Source organism: Bacillus cereus group sp. N31 (assembly GCF_016483245.1).
Taxonomy (GTDB): Bacteria; Bacillota; Bacilli; order Bacillales; family Bacillaceae_G; genus Bacillus_A; species Bacillus_A toyonensis.
Genome location: NZ_JAEHCH010000024.1, coordinates 66,644 through 86,754, shown reverse-complemented (window position 1 = coordinate 86,754; position 20,111 = coordinate 66,644). Strand labels below are relative to the sequence as shown.

The window sequence follows — 20,111 nt, the reverse complement described above, 5'->3', positions numbered from 1 at the left end:
TCTATAGATTTCCCTAAATTTTTATAAAGAAAAAGATCTTTAATTTCATTTAAGCTAAATCCTAGCCTTTTGTACTCTAAAATAAGTTCCATATCTTTTTGACAATACTCATCAAAAAAATAGTGCCCACCTTTCTTTTCAGGAATAATGAGACCGAGGTCTATATAATGTCTAATCGTATCTAAACTTACAGTATTTACTTTTGCAAACTTACTGATTTTCATACTATCACTACCATTTATATATTTGTTTATACATACTTCTTTATTATTTTAAAAAATCCTTTCATCTCCCTATACAAAATTATTTATGGTATGAAAAAGATGTAATTCATTTTAGGGTTCCGTCACATACTCATCCAGCTAAGCTTATATAAGTTTAGCTATTCTTTTTTAATCTTGAATTTTGGCGTAAGTAATACAGTCTTTTTCTGTTTTCATTGAATTGGAATATGTAAGGTTACGTACTTTAACTATAGAGGACTTGTACTACCCGTTCCTATCAATTCCATAGACGTTTAGGATGTTATTTTATGGGAAGTGTTCTTGCTGTGGGATCGGTATTGTAAATATAGATGAACGTGGTTCAAGTCAAAAAAGGTACTCCTAGGAGTACCTTTTTTGACTATTCTATATGTGCGAACGTTTTCAAAAATTATTGGATATAAATTGACGTACGCATTGTATTAAATGGCGCGTTTATAGATGTTTTTTGGTATTCAAATGTTCCTTGTTGATGTCCAGAAGCATCCCATTTGTAATACCAGCCAACGATTGGTTTTCCGCCGATTATTGTGGATCCAATACTTTTTACATTAGAACCATTCATTTTAGTAAATGGATTTTGACCGTATCCCATCTCTTTCGTTGTAATATATAAGTATTTTCCCCCGTGGTTACGTGATGTGCTAAAGCTGTTTGGGTTAATTGTTTCTACTCCGCCCAGCTCAGACTCTACTTGTACGACGTTTAGTGAAGTAAGTGGTGCTGCAGGTCCAGCTGAAGCTTCTGTTGCCATTCCTAAACCGACGAACGCTGTGATTGCTAACGATGAAATCCCTAGTGCCGCTTTTTTAAACATAAAAAACATCCCCTTCCATCTATTGTTTTCTCTTTCATTGCCAATATAATCTTAATAATCTTATATGTAAATAGATTGTAACTGCATAAAAATTAGTGAGAATATTCTATCATATTTTTCTACAATTCTATTACTTAATATGAATGACTTACAGTGTAAAACGAAATACACATTACAACTTGATTCTATTATTTTCATTGTTAGCTAGTGTATCCCGAATTTAAACCGCATGAACAATTATTGCTATTTTTTGGGTTCATCAACAGGTGTCTATGTTTGTTGTTACCATATAATAAAGTTACACTAAGCTGATGTCAGTACACGTAGAAATAATAAAAAAGAGCATATTTTAAAAGATTTATTAAAACATGCTCTTTTTTTATTAATTTGAATGAATCTTTCAGTAAAAAAGTGCATTGATTTGTATCCTTTATGTAATAGAAATAATCGTTTTAAAAATCTTGTTTTTGTGCTTTTTACTATTATTCTTAAAGATAATTTATTGAATGTTCTTATTGTACTCTAATTGATTTTGAATTCCTGATCTATCAATGTGAATCCAATACTCTGAAATTTTCCCGTTTTCTATTCTATATACCGCACTTGCTATTTGAGTTATAGGGAGGCCTGTAGGTTCGTATCCATCTATTTCTCCTATGTGTGTACCTACTTGCTTCCAGCGTACATATACTTTACTATCTTGTACTAATAATTCTTGAATTTCTAAAGAGAAATTTCCATATACTTCAATCATCTCTCTTACATGCTCAGCATAATCTTTTGGCGATCTGTATACTGTTTGTTCCTCTTCAGATATAACTTGATGTGCCAATACTTTATCTGCCATATATCGATTTGAAAAGTCTGGATTATTCCCTGAACGCACTTCTTTGAAGAAATTTCTAACAATTAGTTCTGGTTTCATTAAACATCCCCCTTAAAAATAAATCCAATACTAATATCACCTGAATGTATTAGATAAGTGTTATATTACTCATTCTCACTCTTTCTCAATAAGCATGTCAAGTTTGTAGTGTTGGCATGAAAATTGTAAACTTTCTTATGCTTTGTATTCTTCCGTTCATTCTCGAAAATTTCTCACAACTCGTATTTACCATATTTTATATCCCATATTCCTAAGCTTCTTTATTCTAGAATGTTTTTACTACACTATTTATTTTTTCTTTTTCCCTTGCAGGAACAACTGTGATAACATTACCTTTATTATTTAAAGTCAGAGGATTTAGAAATTACAGATAACTATCGATATGCTACCTACTACGTACTGGATGAAATCAAACGTTTATGTGAAATCCAGCTAATAGGGAAATGATTCATGTGAAAAAGGAGATGCTATAGGTACTATAGCATCTCCTTTTTATGTACTGATTCATAAAGAAAGACAGCGATTCTTCCTCTACCTTTGTTGTGCTATCTTTTTTGGATTAAGTCACCATGTAGTAGTAAATAAAAATGAGCTTAGTTTAAAAAACTAGTTGATATACATGGAATCAGGTACAGACATTAAAACATAAAAAAGGTCTCCTACTATTCCACTAGTAAAAATAATAAATCCCATATTACGTATTCCTTTAATTTTTGACCGTAATCCAATGATTCCAGCTAATAGCCCAGTTAAAGAAAATAGAATCCAGTATAATTCTGTAGGAATATCAAGAAGTTTATTCTCAGCAATCCCCATTCCCCAAAAAATAAAAGGCAGTACGACAAAGGAAAGACTAAGTAATCCTAGTATACTTACGAGTAAGTTACGATGTTTAATCCCATTAATAATTAAATACAATCCACCAAAAAATCCGCATAACACGAGATAAGGCATATAGTAGATCCAAAGTAAACTCAAAATGATCATATGTAACTCCCTCCAATTTTTCTGCATTCTCTATAATTTTAAGGGGTTATTTGACTGTCTGAATCCGTTGCTAATTGATTCATTTGATTTAGCGCTTCTTCTAAATCAAATGAATTAAACCAACGGTAATCCTGTTTGTCTAAAATACGATAATGCTGACTAATCAGATTTTGTTGTAAACGAAAGTTCCCTTTTTCTTGAATCTGTTTCCACCAGACTTTTCCTCCCAATGTTTTTTCTTTGAAATTGCTAGTGCTACTGTAGGCCATTGTTTCGATTACTACTAATGGATCATCCCCAAGAGCATTCTGTAAAACTTCACTATCTCTAAACAATGCACAAATAGCAATGGTGTTGGTCCAGCCTGCATTCGTTCTCCCTTTCTCAATTTGAACAAGCGTTTTTTTGGATATCCCGAGAATTTCAGCCATTTTATCTTGTGTATATCTTTTTTCAGTACGTATTAACTTTATTTTCGTTGAAATGAGTTCAATTGTATGATCTTTATTCACTTTCTCTCCTCCAAAAGTAACTAATGTTTTATTTAGTGTAATTTCACACTAAAATAATTCCGTTTTCAACTCGATCCTCCCTAAATCTTGTAAGAAATAATCGGATAAGCCATAAAAAGAGCATTCCACAGTTTTCTATGAGGTATTGAGGAATCATCGATTTCTAAGCTCGATGGAGATTTGGCAGGGATCCATTTCATTTTAATTAAATAAAAAACCCGTGAATGATTCACGGGTTTTACTTTAATAACTAATTGCTATTGTTCCCTCACCTGCATGAACAGCAAATGAAATCGGTAATGGATATAGTTTGAAGTCCATTTCAGGGAATGCTTGTCTTATATCTGAAATCCATTCTTCAGCTCCATCTTTGTCATTAGCATGGAACATATGAAGTACTTTAGGTAATTCTTTTTCAAGCTCATTTTTAATATATTCTCGACATTTTTGGATTTTACGAACTTTCTTTTCAAGTAAAAGTTCGCCGCCTTTTACTTCTAATATTAAGTTGACACTTAATAAACTTCCAAGTAAAAATTGAACTCCCTTTACACGTCCACTTGCATACAAACCTTTTAAGCTCTTTGGAAATACATAAAAAGGTCTTCTTTTTTCATCTACTAATGTTTTGTGTATATCTTGTAAAGTCATACCATCATTGTATAACAATTTCGCTTTTCTAATTAGTTCATCCATTGGATAACTTGTCGTTTCACTGTCTAATACCGTTAATGGGAACCCTGCCATTTCTGCAGCTAATTTCATGTTTTGATAAGTTCCACTTACTTTTCCGCTAATAGCAACTGCAAATCCTTCTTCATACTCTTCTTTGCATTTCGTAAATAACTCTACCATTTCCCCTATATTCGGTTGTGATGTAGTGACTGTCTTACCTTCGTTTAACGCATTATAAACACGTTCACGTACACCTTCTTCACAATCTTTGTACGACACACCATCAATAATAACTTCGATTGGGATAACAAAGTTATCTCCTTCTGTTGTAAAACTCGCAGTTGTACTATCAGTAATCCAAGCAACACGCTTCATGTTGTTCCTCCCTTAATTCAATTCCTCTTTTCTAATTTTTCTATATATTTATGCTATGAAAAGAGAATATCCCTGTAATAGTAACAGGACTTTATTGCTTTGGCTATAGTAGATGGAAATTAAATGTGACTATTTCTTGTCTATTTCACCAATAAAAAAAGAAAATCGAAGCATTTTCCCGATTTTCTTCTTACATACATTATTTAAAATTTTCATTATCTAAAATTACAACATAATCATTCGTCAATCGCCCAGCTTCTTTCGTATAACTGACAAGCCTTTGTATGTTATCACAACAAATTTTTGCTCCCCATACGAGTAACGGTACGCCGATAAAATCGATATGAAACCTCCTAGAAAACAGACCACCAAAAGTCATTGGTAAAGGCACTGTTGGTGATGTATTAGAAAAAATAATCTTTTCATGGCTTTCATAATGTTTTTGTAGAATCTCTCCTAAATGCTTCATCGCAGGTACAACGACTTTTGATGCGCCACATCCAATCGTATAAACAGGATTGCCATTTTCGTCTATTCCATGAAAAATAATTTTCCCCATATCTTCTGTTTTTAATTTATTGAAGTACTCTACATTTAATATTTCTTCTTTCGTTAACTTCCGATCAGTTGGTAATTTATTTAAATGATACGCTGCAGCTAGTGAAGTTGTATGTGTACCACCGAAGTCTGTGTAAATGAATATCATATTATCATCCCTTGTTGTAAATGTTCAATGTTATTTAGTATTACCGTTCATAGCGTTGTTAAACAAGGGAAGAATGAAATTACGCTTTTTGTGTTAATTCATTATATTTTTTCCAAATATAATATCTTCTACTAATTACAGTACCTAATGTGATACATAAAAAGGCATTCGTTACAATCGTTAATGTTTGATGCGTACTGCCAGAAAACATACTCTGCTTAATCACAACTTTTGCACCTAAAATAACAAGTAGAATAATTGTACTTAAACAATTTCCCTTTCGTAATACATGACCTGTTTCACTATCTAATCGAAATGTTAATGCTTTCCCCCTAATAACCCCAAGACCAAATCCAATTCCGAGCGTTGCAACAAATAGTAGTACTTGTAATATATTTAATTGTCCCATATGAAAAATGGACTGGATTGTTACGAGGCACAGCAAAGCCGGAATGATCCAAATACGATTAATATTCACTTTATATTCCTTACCTTGCATTAATATAATTATAAGAATAACAAGTAGAATAACAAATAGAATATCCATTTAGAGTCCTCCTATATACTTGTTTGCCTTTGAAAATTATATTCGCCTCTTTTCATTCCATACTTGAAACACGATAGCTACTTTAAAGTAGTGTAATGTGAAATGTAATTTCCCATCAATCTTACTCATTAGTTATAAAAATAAAAAGACATACTTTTTACTCGTACGTCTTTATTACCTTTATTATTACATTCATAAACTCGTTTAACTTTTATCAATACATTTTATATCTTTAGAATTAGTTTTATCTACTACTTGCATGTTAAATGTAGCAGCTAGCTTTAAAGTGATTTTATAAATAAAATATCCAACAATAGAACCTAGAACGTTACAGATCACATCATCAATATCAGTAATACGTGCCGATCCACTAAATAAAGACTCAATTAGTTGTAATAATTCAATACTAACTGATATGGTAAATCCTAATAAAATAGTATTTTTAATCTTTTTATATGTATCCCATATAATTGGTGCTAAAAAACCTAAAGGTATTAATAATAAAACGTTCCCACCAACATTTCTTACGATTAGACCGATCATAAATAGGACATCACCATGATAAGCACTTCCTATTTGACCAATATCCTTAAAAATTGATGCAAAGGGAATAATATTAACTGAACGACTAAGATTTTCAGCACTAGAAGGAAAACCAATTGGTAAAGGAAATAAAGTTACGGCAACAACCATACAAATGTATACTACGAATAGAAAACGAATTAATTCTTTCCACCAATTTACATGTTTTTTATTTTTCATCCCAATTAAAATACTTCGTACAATTAAATAGGAGATGACTCCAAAAACAATAAACATACTACCGTTTAATATATACACATTTTTCTCACCTCTTTAATATTACATATAAATATCGATAATCATAAAACAGTGTTAATCAATTACAGAAAGTCTTCATTTAATAATTAAAATGAAGACTTATACAGAGTACATTTCAAGGCAGATGCAATTATGAACTCTTTTAACTTTTTCAAAAAGATTTTTCTAGTTCTTTCATTAATTTTTCAGGTCCTGCTCCTTTATTCGAAGGAATAACTAATTTAATTCCTAAGTCTGGATAAACGGCCGAGCGAAAACTAACACCTGGATCATAGCCCATTATATGATATTTAAAAATATCATTTTGTCTTGTTTCAATCCATATTCCATAGCCGTAAAACTGATTATTATTTACTTGAATATGAGGAGTTAAAAGTAAATTAGTATATTCTTGGCTTAATATTTCAAAGTTAAATAATGCTTCCCAGAACTTGAGCATGTCTGATGCGGTAATATAAGCACCGCCATCAGAACCACCTTTTATCGGTATAGAATATGCATTTGTTCTCCATTTTTGGCTATTTACATCTTTTATATATCCCAAAGCAGTGTGCTTTGGTAATGTATCTAAAGAGAAATAACCGGAATCATTCATGCCAATTGGATTGAATATTTTTTGCTCTATATATTCCGCAAATTCAAGTCCTGTTTGCTCTTCTATTATTAATCCAAGTACGATAAAGCCTGCATTATTGTAGTGAAACTCACTTCCTGGTGCAAACATCATATTATTGTTTTGAAATAATGGTAAAAAGTCTTTTAAACTTTTTAAAAGATACATAGGTGTTTGCTTCCAAAGATCCTCAAAGTTATCCATTATACTTTCGTCAAAATAATCTGGAATACCAGAACTATGCGTTAAAAGTTGGTGTATTGTAATATCATCATTGAAGTTTGGAAATTTAATATGTAGACAATCTTTTAACTTTGTATGAAAAGTAATTACACCTTTTTCAACAAGTTGACAGATGCCGATTGCAGTGAATAATTTACATCCTGAAGCAATTCCGAATTTTGTTTGTAGTGTATTGTTTATACATTCACTTCTATTTGCGTAACCAAACGCCTCTTCATAGATTAAGTTTTTTTCTTTTTTCACTAAAACTACCCCAGAGAAATCTATATTCCGATACATCTCTTTTACAATTTTGTCTATTTCCCCTTTTGTTTTTATCACGACAACCACCCTTGTCTTTTCTTATTGTTCTTTCCCCTTATTTATTTTTCCATATAAAGGGGAAAGAACCCTTTAATTGAATACGATAAATTATTAATAAGAGCACAAAATTCATTTCGAATTTATTGATTCATCGGAACCCCACTTAAATTGTGATGGTAATAAAGTAAATACACACAATACGATAGTTATAAACAGCATTCCTAATGTTCCTACAATGACTACAAGTTGTATAGAAATGAATTGCGTTGCAAAAGCGGACAATATTGTAATAAAAATTGTTACTACTGCAATAAAGAGCCCATATATACTCCCAATCCGTCCCATCATATGAACAGGAACGTTATTTTGGTAAAATGTATAATACCCTGTATTTGCATATGCCATAGAGAAAGATAAAATAAGAAATCCGGTAGCAGCTATTAAAAATCCACTTGAAAAAGCGTAGATTAAATATCCGAGTGCGATGAATAATGATCCTATCCCAATTAGAAATGAAGGTGCTAATCTTTTTGATAAAATTGTATTTGTTATGGCGCCTAAAATACAGCCCGCTCCACCAATACTTACTAAAAAGCCATACTCACTATCTGTTAACAATAAAATTTCTTTCGCAAATGATAATTCAAGTGAATCAGTTGCGGTAGCTAGTACCATCATTCCTTGGAATAAGAAGTACACACATACGACATACACATGTTTTCTACTAAAATTTATAACAGTGTTCCAATCTTTTTTTAATAGTGAAATAGATATTGTATTACTAGGTGAATGAGAATCTTCTTTTTTATCAAGATTAGGTAAAAGTAGTGTAATTAATCCTGATAAGAGAAATGCTATAGTATTCATATATATAGTAAACTCTGGTGTACTCACTATTAATAAAGCTCCTGCTACCGCCGGACCAATTAAAAATGCACCGGATGATATTAAGCTACGTAGTGAATTGAAACGTTGTCTTTGCTCTACTGGAATTAATTTCGTCATATACGTCATAGTAGTCGGCTCATAAATCGCGCTGGCCATACTTATAAAGAATACGAATACATAAACAATCCAAAGTGTTGGAAGTAAAGGTAACATAGCAATACATATTGCACGATATATATCAAGGTGTATCATTAATTTTCGTTTATTTAAACGATCAATCATACTTCCTGACCAAGCGTTTGTAAATAAAGCGGCTAGTGGCTTAATTACATATAAAGTAGCAACAGCTAAGGCTGAGCCACCCATATTATAGACAAGTACATTCAGTGCTATTAAGTAAATCCATGCACCTAAATTCGCAATACCAACTCCGGACAGTAGTAATAAAGGATATTTCCAATCTTTAAGTATTTTTTTCACTTTAGGCCCCCGCTTTCCATATAGTTTTAAAACAATAAAAAATCCCACCCCCAAGACTTATAGTCTTAGGGACGAGATTTATCATCGCGGTGCCACCCTAGTTTATTAATATGTCGCCATATTAAACTTATCAGGTACTGCATTGTTTTCATGCTTATACCGTAGCTCTATAACGGGAGCTCCCGTCACACCATCCTCTTATATAAGATTCCGATGTGCTGCTCAGAGGCTTGGTTCAATAAAGAATTTTTTCTCCTTTTCAGCTTTATGGAGCTCTCTGTGAAAAATTCATTTTATTTACTCTTCTCTTCACTGCATTTGATTTTTTCCATATTATCACATATGTATTTAACTGTAAATAATAAATAATCACATATTTCAAGTTATGCCAATGTTAACAATCTTATTTATTATTTTTTCTGAAAATTACGGTGCGTGAAATTACTAGAATCTCTAAAAAAAGAGCCTCTTATATATAGGCCCTTCACAATGTCCAAATTAATTCGTAATTGCCTCTACTAACGGTTGTAGTGGTGGTTCTAATTCTAGTTTTAACGTATCACCTTCTTGTAAATCTTGCCCTTTTTCAATACTTTGATTCGTTACATAACCCGTCCCTGAAGTTTTTAAATCTAATTTTAAAAGCTTAGAGAAATACATAACATCACGCATGGACCAACCTTTTACATTTGGCATTTTTGCGTTATTTCCTAATAGAAATACGCGATCTCCTTCACTCATTACCTCACCAGACTGTGGATATTGTTTTATTATTTTTCCTTCTCCTAAAATAACCGGCTGTAACTTCTCTTTTTCTACACTTTCCTCTACTGTATTCATCAATTGATTCACATAATTTTGTACTCTTAATTGAGATTGCTTCGTTACATCTGCAATTTGTTTTTCTGTATATGGTTTCACCTTTAAATATTCAAGACTATTTTTTATAACTGGTTTAAATATTTCAGCAAGAGGCTGGGCTCCATATTCGTCGCCCTTTAATTTCGGCTGCTTAATAGCTAAATATACGATTAACTCTGGGTCATCAATTGGAGCCATTCCTAAAAATGAAAAAATATAATTTTCTTTCCCTTCCATATATCGTCCATTTTCAGGGTTCGGAATTTGTGCTGTCCCTGTCTTACCTCCAATTGGATAACCATCCACTTTATACATTGTACCAGTTCCTTTTGAAGACGAAATAACACGCTCCATTAAGCTTCTTACCTTGTCCGCTGTCTCTTTTTTTATTGGATTCCCAATTTCTTTCGGTTGATTTTCCATAATAACTTGTTTGTTTGTTGGATTTACAACTTTATCAACGATATATGGTTGCATCATTTTCCCGTCATTGGCTATTGCCGTAGCGGCTTGTATTAATTGAATAGGAGTGACAGTGGAACCTTGCCCGAAAGAAGTTGTAACTTGTTGGATTTGTGTGTTTAATAATAATGTATTTTTACTTTCTCCGGGTAAATCTATTCCTGTTTTTTGATTGAAACCAAATTTATTCATATATTGCTTAAATTTATTGGGTTTTAATAACTGATCTTCTAAAATAGAAAAAGCTACGTTTGACGATCTTTCAAAGCCTTCATCAAATGTAATTGAGCCCCATCCAAATCCACCATTATGGTCCTTTATATCTGTTGAACCAACCGAATATTTTCCTGATTGAAAATATTCTTTCCCGTTATATACACCTTCATTAATAGCAGCAGCTAACGTAAACACTTTCATTGTTGAACCTGGTTCATATGCGTTTGCAATTGGATCATTTAAAAAGTATTCGATATCGCCTTTATTAGGATTATAACTAGGCTTACTAGACATCGCTAAAACCTTACCAGTTTTTGGATCTGCAATAATTCCTATTAACATAGAAGGATCATAGTGTTGTTGTGCTTTGTTCATCGCTTCTTCTAAAAAACTATTAATTTGCTTATCAAGCGTAAGATATACGTTATTTCCATGTTTAGCAGGTTCTACTTTACCTATGTCATTTGTAAGTGGGATACCTCTTCGTGTTCCTACATATTCTATATTCCCGTTCGTAGAGCGCAAATATTTATCCAAACTTTTTTCAAGTCCAAATTTCCCTTCCGTATTTCCTTTATCATCTGGTCTAGCAAAACCAAGTATATAGGATGCAAAATCTTCATTTGGATACACTCTTGCTTTTTCAGGCATAAAAGATACACCCGGTATTTTTAATTTCCTAATTTTCTCCTTCGTTTCTCTAGATAAATTCCGACCAATTTTTCCAATTTCAACTTGTGTGCGTCCTTCATGAAAATTTTTTATTACTTCCTCTTTATCAATTTCAAGTACATCAGCTAATTGTTGTGCCGTTTCATCACTATTTTTCACTTTATCTTTTCCTTTTAAATTCACAACAACTCGATACGTTGCGGAATCTTGTACTAGTACCTTTCCAGTTTGGTCATAAATTGTGCCACGGTTTGCTTCTAATACTCCATTTTTATTATGTTGTTCATTCGCAAGATCTTTTACATCCACATTATGCAAGACTCCTACTGCTTGTATATAGAATATACGCAAAAGCATAGTAAGAAACAAAACAATAAAAGCAATCATCATATATCGAGCACCTTTATTCGTTTGAAGTTTATGCATATTTATCTCCTTTCATTTGTAATTGATTTCTGCGAAGATGCACTTTAAAATATGTAGTTTTTGTTTTTATTTTCGATACTATATGTTTCGAAGTTTTCTGTTTAATTCCTTTAAAACAAAACCAACTATTATTATTTTTGGTTTAATTTTATTCATTTATAGTACGGTATGTGAAATTAATGAATATTCAAATAAAAACACTTTTTTTAAAGTTAGCTTTCCTTTATCGTGTAAAGAGAGACTAAAAACATTTATTTGCTATATAGATAAGTAATTTCTTCAAGTGTTTAACATGAATATTCTAATTGGAAAAATAAGGTTATCTAATGATAGTATTATTACAATAGATTTTTAAACGCGTCGGGAGGTGTTGTTTTGGAGAAGGAAGTAAAGAGCGAAGTAATTAAAATTATAGCCGTGACTGTTGTAGGTGTAATCCTTATATTATCGATACCGTATCTTTTTAATTATTTTTCGTAACCTGGCTGTTATTATATATAATGTAAAGCTCTCCTAAATAAAAAGATTTGAGATTATCGATAATAATGCTATTATTACACCACTTACCGTACTCATATTTCCTACATTGTTTACTCTAACTACTTGCTGACAATCATCAGTTCTTTCTACATTTCATTTCCAATACTATTCTCCTATTCAATAAAAAAATTCCCCCTATGGATACCCAAGGTGGGAACTTTTTTAAACTAAACTTGTAAATAGTAGATTTTAATCCTAAGCTATATGGTTATATTTTGCTAAAAAAGGAATTCGTCTTGCTACCAACGCATATATTTTGAAAACAAGTTTTGCGATTGGTTCAAATATTCGTTTATTCTGCAACAACAAGCTGCTTGTTATAATTGTTATTACAGCGGCACCAATTACATCTAACGGGAAATGAACACCTACATACAAACGTGATATGCCAACTAATACCGCCCAAATAAGCGCTATATATTTAAGTTTTTCTCCTCTAAGCATAAAGACGAACGCAATCGAAAATACAAGTACAGAATGATCACTAACGAATGATGAATCCGCTGCATGTGGTACTAATTGATGCACATCATGTGATACAAACGGACGCGGATGGTAATATACCGCGTGTATAAGAACATTTACTAATAATGCAATACTAACCGAAAGCGTCGTATATAAAACTGTATATTGTTTTCTTATCGCATTTTCTTTCTTTCCATTATTGAACCATAAGATAAGCATAAATAGGATTGCCACACATGCAGCACTATTTGTAATAGTAATCATAAGCGTATCTAATAACTTGGACGATCCCGCAAAATTATTAAACCATTGAAATACTGTGTAATTCATAATACTCTCTCCTTACATACAAGTGTTCTTGATTTACACAGTATACAACATCAATATGAAAATGGGCTTAAACTTTTCTCATCTAATTCTCATCTTGCTATTCTTCATTTGACAATTATGAAGCAAATTATATACGCTAATTATGTATAAAGTCGATAAACCTTTATAATAATGCAGAGAGTATCCTTTTCATGTTTCGAATACATAACATATTCATTCAAATATACTAATTGCAAAATCATATTTTTAATTCATATGAAGTACAATATTTCCGAATTGTTCTCCTTGTTCCATACGTCTTAACGCTCGAATTGCTTCTTCTAAGGGATAAACCTTATCAATAATAGGTTTAATTTTATGTTTTTCTATAAACTTTATCATCTCATTAAATTCCTCACGGCTACCCATAGATGTTCCCATAATATCAATTTGATTATAAAATAATGCGCGTAATGGCAATTCAATTTTATCTCCTGAGCTTGCACCAAAATTAACAATTCTTCCATTTGGTTTTAATACATCAAAATATTTTAAGAACGTCGCAGGACCAATACTATCTATTATTAAATCTACTTTTTCTCCTTGCAGGCTCTCTTCCCAATTTCCAGCACTATTAAAAGAAATATCTGCACCATATTTTTCAGCAAGTTCCCTTTTATTCTCTACCCTTGAAGTAACACTCACTTTTGCGCTGATTGCTTTCGCAAATAACATGGCAAATGTAGCTACACCACCGCCTATTCCTGGAATTAAAACATGTTCACCGCACTTCAATCTCCCCTTTGTAAAAAGTGCTCTATATGCAGTTAATGCCGATAAAGATAAAACACCTGATTCTTCCCAAGTAAGATATGACGGTTTTTCCACTACATTTTCAGCTGGTACAATTACATATTCAGCAAACGTTCCATCTTTCGGTCCACCTAACACTTCAGGTAGCGCCGGTACTTCAGTAGCATGTTCCCATCCAATACTAGGATTAATAATAACTTTTTTATGTATTATGTTGTCCGAAACACCATTTCCAATTTCCGTAACAATACCTGCACCATCTGATCCTAAGACTAAAGGTAATTCCTTTTCTTTTCTATTTTTCATAATAAATAAATCCCGATGATTTAAACCTGCCGAGTTTAATTTCACTTTCACTTCCCCAGTATTTGGAGTTTTCTCAGATGATAATTTATATTCTACACCGTCAAATCCAGTTTTATATTGATGTACGATAGCTTTCATTATTATTCCCCCTTATCAATACTAATGTACTAATAAATTTGAAATAAACAAAATAATTTGATTATAAAAAAGAAGGAATGTAAAAAAACATTCCTTCTTTCATTGCTTATTTTATTATACAAGGTAATATAATCGTAACGATTGTTCCCTCATTTTCTTTACTCTCTATTTGAATAGCACCGTTATATTTTTCTACAAGTCGTTTTGCAATAGACAGACCCAGTCCATTTCCCCCTTGCTTTCTACTTCTCGCTTTATCAACTCGATAAAAGCGGTTAAGAACAAATGGCAAATCCACTTTGGGTATTCCTGCTCCGCGATCTAATATACGAATTTTTACTTCCCCCGATTGTAAAGTGGATTCAATACAAATATACTTATTAACTTCTTTTGTATATTTAACTGCGTTATCCAATATGATAATAATAATTTGTTCTAAGTAAGATGATGGCATTGACACATACGCTGCATCTCCACTTAATTTCATATCAAATTGAAAGTCATTTTGAAGTACCGCAAAGTTTTGTGTAACATGTTTTAATATACTATTTACATGGACTGGTTCAGTTGCTATTGGATGCATCTGTTCTGATTCAGCTCTTGATAGTTCTAGCAATTCTAAAACTAACTTATTTAAACGATCTAATTCCTTTAAACTAGCTTGAAGAGACTTATCTAATACTGCTGGATCATTTTTTCCCCATCGATTTAACATCGCTAAATGTCCTTGAATAATCGTTAATGGGGTTCTGAGTTCATGTGATGCGTCTTCTACAAATTGTTTCTGTTGTGTAAAAGAAGTTTCTACTTCATCCATCATTTCGTTAAAAAGAAACGATAATTTTGAAAGTTCATCATTATTTTCTCTTACTGGAACACGTTCATTTAATCCATTTTTCTTAATACGTTTCATCGTATCCGTTATATTTTGAACACTTGATAATAGCTTTTTCGTTATAAGTACCCCGCCTAAAAAGCTAAGGACTAATCCACTTATTCCGGCAATAAGCATTACTACTAAAATAATTTTTAATAAATGATCAAATGTCTCTAAGTTTTTCGTAAGTTCAATCGTTCCAGTGAACCCTTTTGCTTGAATTGGTATGCGCTTGACTAATATTCGATCTTCTAAATGTCTTTTTATAAATAATTCATCTTGTGTAACTTGTTTTGGCTTTATCCACGTTTCATTAAAATCTCGCGAAACAGTAACAATCTGTTTTCCATCCATACCAATAATACGAATCATTTGATGTTTATCAATCATATTGTTTAGGAAATCTTTACTGTTTTCAAACGTTTTATTTGAAATGGTATCATTTTTATCTTGGAAATATGCCGCTATTTCTGTAACTTGCCTATTTATTTGTTTCTGTTCATAATCTATAGTCCACTTATTAATTACAATAAACTGCAACGCACTATATAATATAAACAAAATAAAAACTAATGTGGTGGACCAAAGTGTTAATTTCCACTTTATAGGTAGATTTCGAATTCGATGCATCATATTTCTTATCATTTCATTATATATCCAGCACCGCGGACCGTTTGGATATACTCCTCCTTATCTACACTATGTAACTTGTTACGTAAATAACGAACGTATACATCAACGATATTCGTTTCAACCATTGCATCATATCCCCATACTTGATCTAATAAAACATCACGAGTAAGTACTCGATTAATATTTTTCATAAACATAAGCAATAGCTCAAATTCTTTATTTGTTAGTTCGATTTCTTCATTTCCTTTTGTAATAGTTCGAGATTCAATCTGGAGGTGTAAATCTTTGAATGTAAAAAATGAAACATGTTTATTTTCTATATTTTCTTCTCGTCTAAATATAACTCTCATACGTGCTAACAGCTCTTCAATTGCAAATGGCTTCGGAAGGTAATCATCCGCTCCACTATCTAGTCCTGTCACACGATCCATAATACTATCGCGCGCAGTCAGCATAATAATAGGTGTATTTTTATTTGTTCTTAGTCGACGACATACTTCCAGTCCATTTAATCCCGGTAGCATTAAATCAAGTAATATGAGATCGTAATTCTTTTCAAGAGCTGCGTCTAATCCCTTTCTTCCGTCAAATTGTATATCTACTGTATATCCTTCGTACTTTAATTCTAACTCTAAAAAATCTGCTAAGTTTTCCTCATCTTCAATAATTAAAATGTGTTGCAACGATAATTCCTCCTAGACGATTAAATGAATAAATAATCCTATTCCAAATATAATTGCAATGATTTGATGTGCTTTTCGATACAATATCAAGTTTATTTTTTTATTATGTCTCTGTAAAAGAAATCCAATAATTCCTAGTATGATTAAAGTTAATAGAGAAAATATACCACTATATATTATAAGTATATGACGACTTCCTTTTATAAAAAAATAAACGCCATGAGTAATCGATACAGCTATTACAGCATATCCAATTAATACATGAAAATTTTTTATGAAAAGATATAACTCCTTAATCAATTTGAACCCAAGTGTATTTTTCTTCTTAAAAAATAACCACAGTTGTCGTAAAATCCATAACGATGCAGCTAATATTGCACCATACTCACCGAATGAACCTAATTTCTTATTTAACCATTTAGCATTTAATACGTTTCCGTATATTACATTTATCACTAATAATGCTGCACTGCAAAGTATAATAATAATGCCAATTATTTTAACATACATATGGAAATATTTATTTCTAAGTATCTTCTCCATTTTATTTAATCTCCTCCCTTTTTATAATCTTTGAGAAGCATTCTATCAAATAAAAAGGAAAAGAACATGAGAGAAAGATTAAAATAAAATGAGAATTCCCAAGAACACTTGAATTTTCTATATATTTTTCTTAGCTAATTTTAATATTTTTTGAATAAATGGCGCTTTTGCATTTGTATACGACACACGATCAAAAGGATATGTAGCTGCAAGCCCCTCTTTTAGTTCTCTATATTCTTTACGTGCCCATTCATGTTTTTTTAGAAAGTTTCGAAACAAAAGATTATTTCTCCATTCCTCGCTATTATAAATATAAACATGCAAATGATGAGTACCCGCTCTCCATTTCCCCTTTCTGAAAAACCGCCAACTTGGTGTTTCTTTTGGGACATACTCATATCCAATTTCCGAAAGGATATGAGTCCACTTTTCGGTAATTTGTAAATCCGTTACGCCAATCATCATATCAATAAGAGGTTTAGCGCCTAACCCTTCTACGGCAGTGCTTCCTATATGTTCAATAGCAACGATTTCTTCCCCTAATAAAGAATTAAATTTGTATCTTTCCTTTAAGTATTCTTCATGCCAGTCTTTTTGATAGGATTTTATAATAATTTTTTGATCCATTTTATTTGCCTCCTAAAAAGCTTTTATCATTATATTTATAAAATTTCATGTTATTAATATAGGATTTTCACAAAATATGTCGAATATTAAAACATACAACTTTATTATAATAAATGCGAGGTACATTATGAAAGATATTCCAGTTGAAATTCAGTTGAATCAAGTAACATTACAATTAAAAGAACATCATAATTTTGATTGGCTTTTGAAATTAGGAACTGTATTTGCCGTTTTTGACCAACAAGATTCGGGTAATATATGTTTTGGTGTAGAAAAGGATGGTCATAAGAAATTTATTAAATATGCAGGGGCACAAACAATTGCATATAATGGAACTCCAGAGGCCGCTATTGAAACATTAATAAAATCGGTTTCTCTTTACGATGAATTAAAACATGAATCACTAATAACTTTAATTGAACACTTTCCAGTACAAAATGGATATGTTTTAATATTTGATTGGTTTGATGGGGAATCGCTTCACCCACATTGGAGTTTCCCACCTCCTGAGAAATATAAAAATCCAAACTCTCCATTTTATAAATTTAGACATTTAACTGTTATGGAACGAATTTATTCATTGAATGCGATTTTTTCTTTCCATACTCATGTAGAACAGAAAAACTATGTAGCTATAGATTTTTATGACGGTAGTATTTTACATAATTTTAGTACAAATGAGACGAAGATTTGTGATATTGATTTATACTCTAAAAAACCATACATAAATAAAACGGGAAGACTATGGGGTTCCTCTCGTTTTATGTCTCCTGAAGAATTTGAGTTAAACGCTATAATTGATGAAAAAACAAATGTATTTAATATGGGCGCGGTAGCTTTCGCACTTTTAGGTGGTGAAAAAGATCGTTCCTTTATAAAATGGGATGCAAGTAAAGAATTATATGAGGTTGCCTCTCGTGCTGTGAATGAAAACCGTGCAGAACGGTATACATCAGTAAAAGAATTTTATGAAGCATGGTTAAAAGTAGCTAGTACTAAAATGATATAAGCTTATATTTTTAAAACAAATATAAAGTTTATACTTTTATCATGTATAATACATATGAAATGGAAATTCAGAATGACGAGGCTAATATTATGGACTTTGTTTATATTAATCAAAATGTATTAAATAATCTTCTTTACATTTTAAGTAGTATATTTATTTTTTATTTTATATATGATAACGGGCGCTATTTGAAGAAATATAAAAGACTGCTTATTATTCTTTGTACGAGTATCCCACTTATTTTATGTATGCGATACCCTATCTATATGGATGAAAGTTGTATTCATGATTTAAGACAAATCCCAGTAATAATAGGTACACTTTATGGTGGATTCCCTGTCGGCATTATATTGTTTTCTATTTTATTAATTACAAGAGTTTTATTTTATGGATTTAACATGTTAACAGTTATTGTTTATGGCACAATGTTCATCATAACAGCATTCGCATCTACAAAATTTAATACATACAATAGAAAGGTTAAAGTAGCTTTTGCTATGTTTTTAACTTTTTTCCTAGCAATGTTTACAACTGTGATTGTACTAACATTATCAGAATTTGAAGTAAATAATTTATATATTATTTATTTCATATTATTACCGACTACTTTAATGTTATTTATTGTTTATTTTAATGAAGTTTTAAAAGATGCAGTATTTATGCGCTCAAAATTAATTAAAATGGAAAAGATGGAGATCGTTAGTCAACTTGCTGCTAGTATATCGCACGAAGTAAGAAATCCCTTAACTGTCGTAAAGGGATTTACACAACTTTTAAAAACACCAAATTTATCTCCTGAATCAAGGGACGAATACATTGAACATATACTTGAAGAATTAAATCGTGCGCAAGAGATTATTGATGACTATTTAACGTTTGCTAAACCCGCACCAGAAAAACTAGATCATATTTCAATAGACCAAGAGTTAAATCGAGCTATTAATATGATATTGCCATTATGTAATATGAATACGATACATATTACAAAAGATTTCTCAAAGGCAAACATTGTTGGTAATAAACAGCACTTTCAACAATGTTTTTTAAACTTAATAAAAAATAGTATTGAAGCAATGCCTAATGGTGGTACCTTAAATATATCCTCCACTATAAGCAATAATAAAGTTATAATACGAATTGAAGATAGCGGAATTGGAATGTCACAAGAGCAAATTAACAGGTTTGGCGAACCTTATTTTAGTACAAAATCAAAAGGTACTGGTTTAGGTACGATGGTTGCTGTTAAAATTATTGAAACGATGCATGGTAATTTAAAAATCCAAAGTACCGTTAGTAAAGGAACGGCTTTAACGATTACATTCCCAAAAGATAAAAATATATAACAAAGAAAAAAGGAGCATAATAACTCCTTTTTTCTTTGTCTCGATACATAAGT

General features: G+C 31.4%; 20 protein-coding genes and 1 other annotated feature. Of the genes, 2 read left to right on the top strand and 18 right to left on the bottom strand.

The features are described 5' to 3' along the window. The 18 genes from JDS81_RS23840 to JDS81_RS23755 all read right to left on the bottom strand — a co-directional run. A partial coding sequence (locus tag JDS81_RS23840) for a MerR family transcriptional regulator (protein WP_199688628.1) occupies positions 1–224 on the bottom strand: 224 nt, incomplete at its 3' end. Between the two features lie 430 nt (positions 225–654). After that, the gene (locus tag JDS81_RS23835) at positions 655–1,080 is read right to left on the bottom strand and encodes a DUF4879 domain-containing protein (RefSeq protein WP_000472913.1); all 426 of its coding nucleotides are present in this window, start codon (positions 1,078–1,080) and stop codon (positions 655–657) included. A gap of 499 nt (positions 1,081–1,579) precedes the next feature. Further along, positions 1,580–2,005, bottom strand: coding sequence for an ester cyclase (locus JDS81_RS23830; RefSeq protein WP_097952646.1), 426 nt, complete (start codon positions 2,003–2,005; stop codon positions 1,580–1,582). 567 nt (positions 2,006–2,572) lie between these two features. Beyond that, complete coding sequence (locus JDS81_RS23825) at positions 2,573–2,953, bottom strand: ammonia permease (protein ID WP_097952648.1); 381 nt, start codon at positions 2,951–2,953, stop codon at positions 2,573–2,575. Between the two features lie 38 nt (positions 2,954–2,991). After that, positions 2,992–3,465, bottom strand: coding sequence for a helix-turn-helix transcriptional regulator (locus tag JDS81_RS23820; RefSeq protein ID WP_097952650.1), 474 nt, complete (start codon positions 3,463–3,465; stop codon positions 2,992–2,994). 243 nt (positions 3,466–3,708) lie between these two features. Then, complete coding sequence (locus JDS81_RS23815) at positions 3,709–4,515, bottom strand: DegV family protein (protein ID WP_097952652.1); 807 nt, start codon at positions 4,513–4,515, stop codon at positions 3,709–3,711. A 199-nt stretch (positions 4,516–4,714) separates the two neighbouring features. Next, complete coding sequence (locus JDS81_RS23810) at positions 4,715–5,221, bottom strand: DUF3189 family protein (protein ID WP_000576344.1); 507 nt, start codon at positions 5,219–5,221, stop codon at positions 4,715–4,717. Positions 5,222–5,300: 79 nt separating this feature from the next. After that, positions 5,301–5,768 carry a CcdC protein domain-containing protein gene (locus tag JDS81_RS23805; RefSeq protein WP_000353191.1) on the bottom strand — a complete coding sequence of 156 codons (468 nt, stop codon included), beginning with the start codon at positions 5,766–5,768 and terminating at the stop codon, positions 5,301–5,303. 204 nt (positions 5,769–5,972) lie between these two features. Continuing rightward, positions 5,973–6,608 (bottom strand): VanZ family protein, encoded by a 636-nt coding sequence (locus JDS81_RS23800; protein WP_142316293.1) that lies wholly within the window; start codon positions 6,606–6,608, stop codon positions 5,973–5,975. 151 nt (positions 6,609–6,759) lie between these two features. After that, the gene (locus JDS81_RS23795) at positions 6,760–7,785 is read right to left on the bottom strand and encodes a serine hydrolase domain-containing protein (RefSeq protein WP_141499463.1); all 1,026 of its coding nucleotides are present in this window, start codon (positions 7,783–7,785) and stop codon (positions 6,760–6,762) included. 111 nt (positions 7,786–7,896) lie between these two features. Next, entirely contained in the window at positions 7,897–9,135 is a 1,239-nt protein-coding gene (locus tag JDS81_RS23790; protein ID WP_097952654.1) for an MFS transporter, read from the bottom strand. A 64-nt stretch (positions 9,136–9,199) separates the two neighbouring features. After that, positions 9,200–9,457: a binding site (T-box leader), on the bottom strand. Positions 9,458–9,633: 176 nt separating this feature from the next. Then, positions 9,634–11,772, bottom strand: coding sequence for a penicillin-binding protein (locus tag JDS81_RS23785; RefSeq protein ID WP_097952656.1), 2,139 nt, complete (start codon positions 11,770–11,772; stop codon positions 9,634–9,636). A gap of 735 nt (positions 11,773–12,507) precedes the next feature. Next, entirely contained in the window at positions 12,508–13,107 is a 600-nt protein-coding gene (locus JDS81_RS23780; protein WP_097952658.1) for an undecaprenyl-diphosphatase, read from the bottom strand. 246 nt (positions 13,108–13,353) lie between these two features. Next, positions 13,354–14,343, bottom strand: coding sequence for a zinc-binding dehydrogenase (locus JDS81_RS23775; RefSeq protein ID WP_097952660.1), 990 nt, complete (start codon positions 14,341–14,343; stop codon positions 13,354–13,356). A 106-nt stretch (positions 14,344–14,449) separates the two neighbouring features. Then, on the bottom strand, positions 14,450–15,865 hold the full coding sequence (locus tag JDS81_RS23770) for a sensor histidine kinase (protein WP_097952662.1): 1,416 nt from the start codon (positions 15,863–15,865) through the stop codon (positions 14,450–14,452). Further along, a complete protein-coding gene (locus tag JDS81_RS23765) occupies positions 15,862–16,536 on the bottom strand; it encodes a response regulator transcription factor (protein ID WP_097952664.1) in 675 nt (224 codons plus the stop codon). Before JDS81_RS23765 ends, JDS81_RS23770 begins: the two co-directional genes overlap by 4 nt. A 12-nt stretch (positions 16,537–16,548) precedes the next feature. Further along, a complete protein-coding gene (locus tag JDS81_RS23760; protein ID WP_097952666.1) occupies positions 16,549–17,079 on the bottom strand; it encodes a hypothetical protein in 531 nt (176 codons plus the stop codon). A 117-nt stretch (positions 17,080–17,196) separates the two neighbouring features. Then, a complete protein-coding gene (locus JDS81_RS23755; protein ID WP_097952668.1) occupies positions 17,197–17,706 on the bottom strand; it encodes a GrpB family protein in 510 nt (169 codons plus the stop codon). A 127-nt stretch (positions 17,707–17,833) separates the two neighbouring features. On the opposite strand from JDS81_RS23755, the gene JDS81_RS23750 reads away from it, so the two are divergent. Then, positions 17,834–18,715 (top strand): serine/threonine-protein kinase, encoded by an 882-nt coding sequence (locus JDS81_RS23750; RefSeq protein ID WP_097952670.1) that lies wholly within the window; start codon positions 17,834–17,836, stop codon positions 18,713–18,715. 41 nt (positions 18,716–18,756) lie between these two features. Beyond that, positions 18,757–20,058: a sensor histidine kinase gene (locus JDS81_RS23745; protein ID WP_141499464.1), complete on the top strand. Its 1,302-nt coding sequence runs from the start codon at positions 18,757–18,759 to the stop codon at positions 20,056–20,058. Positions 20,059–20,111: the final 53 nt, after the last annotated feature.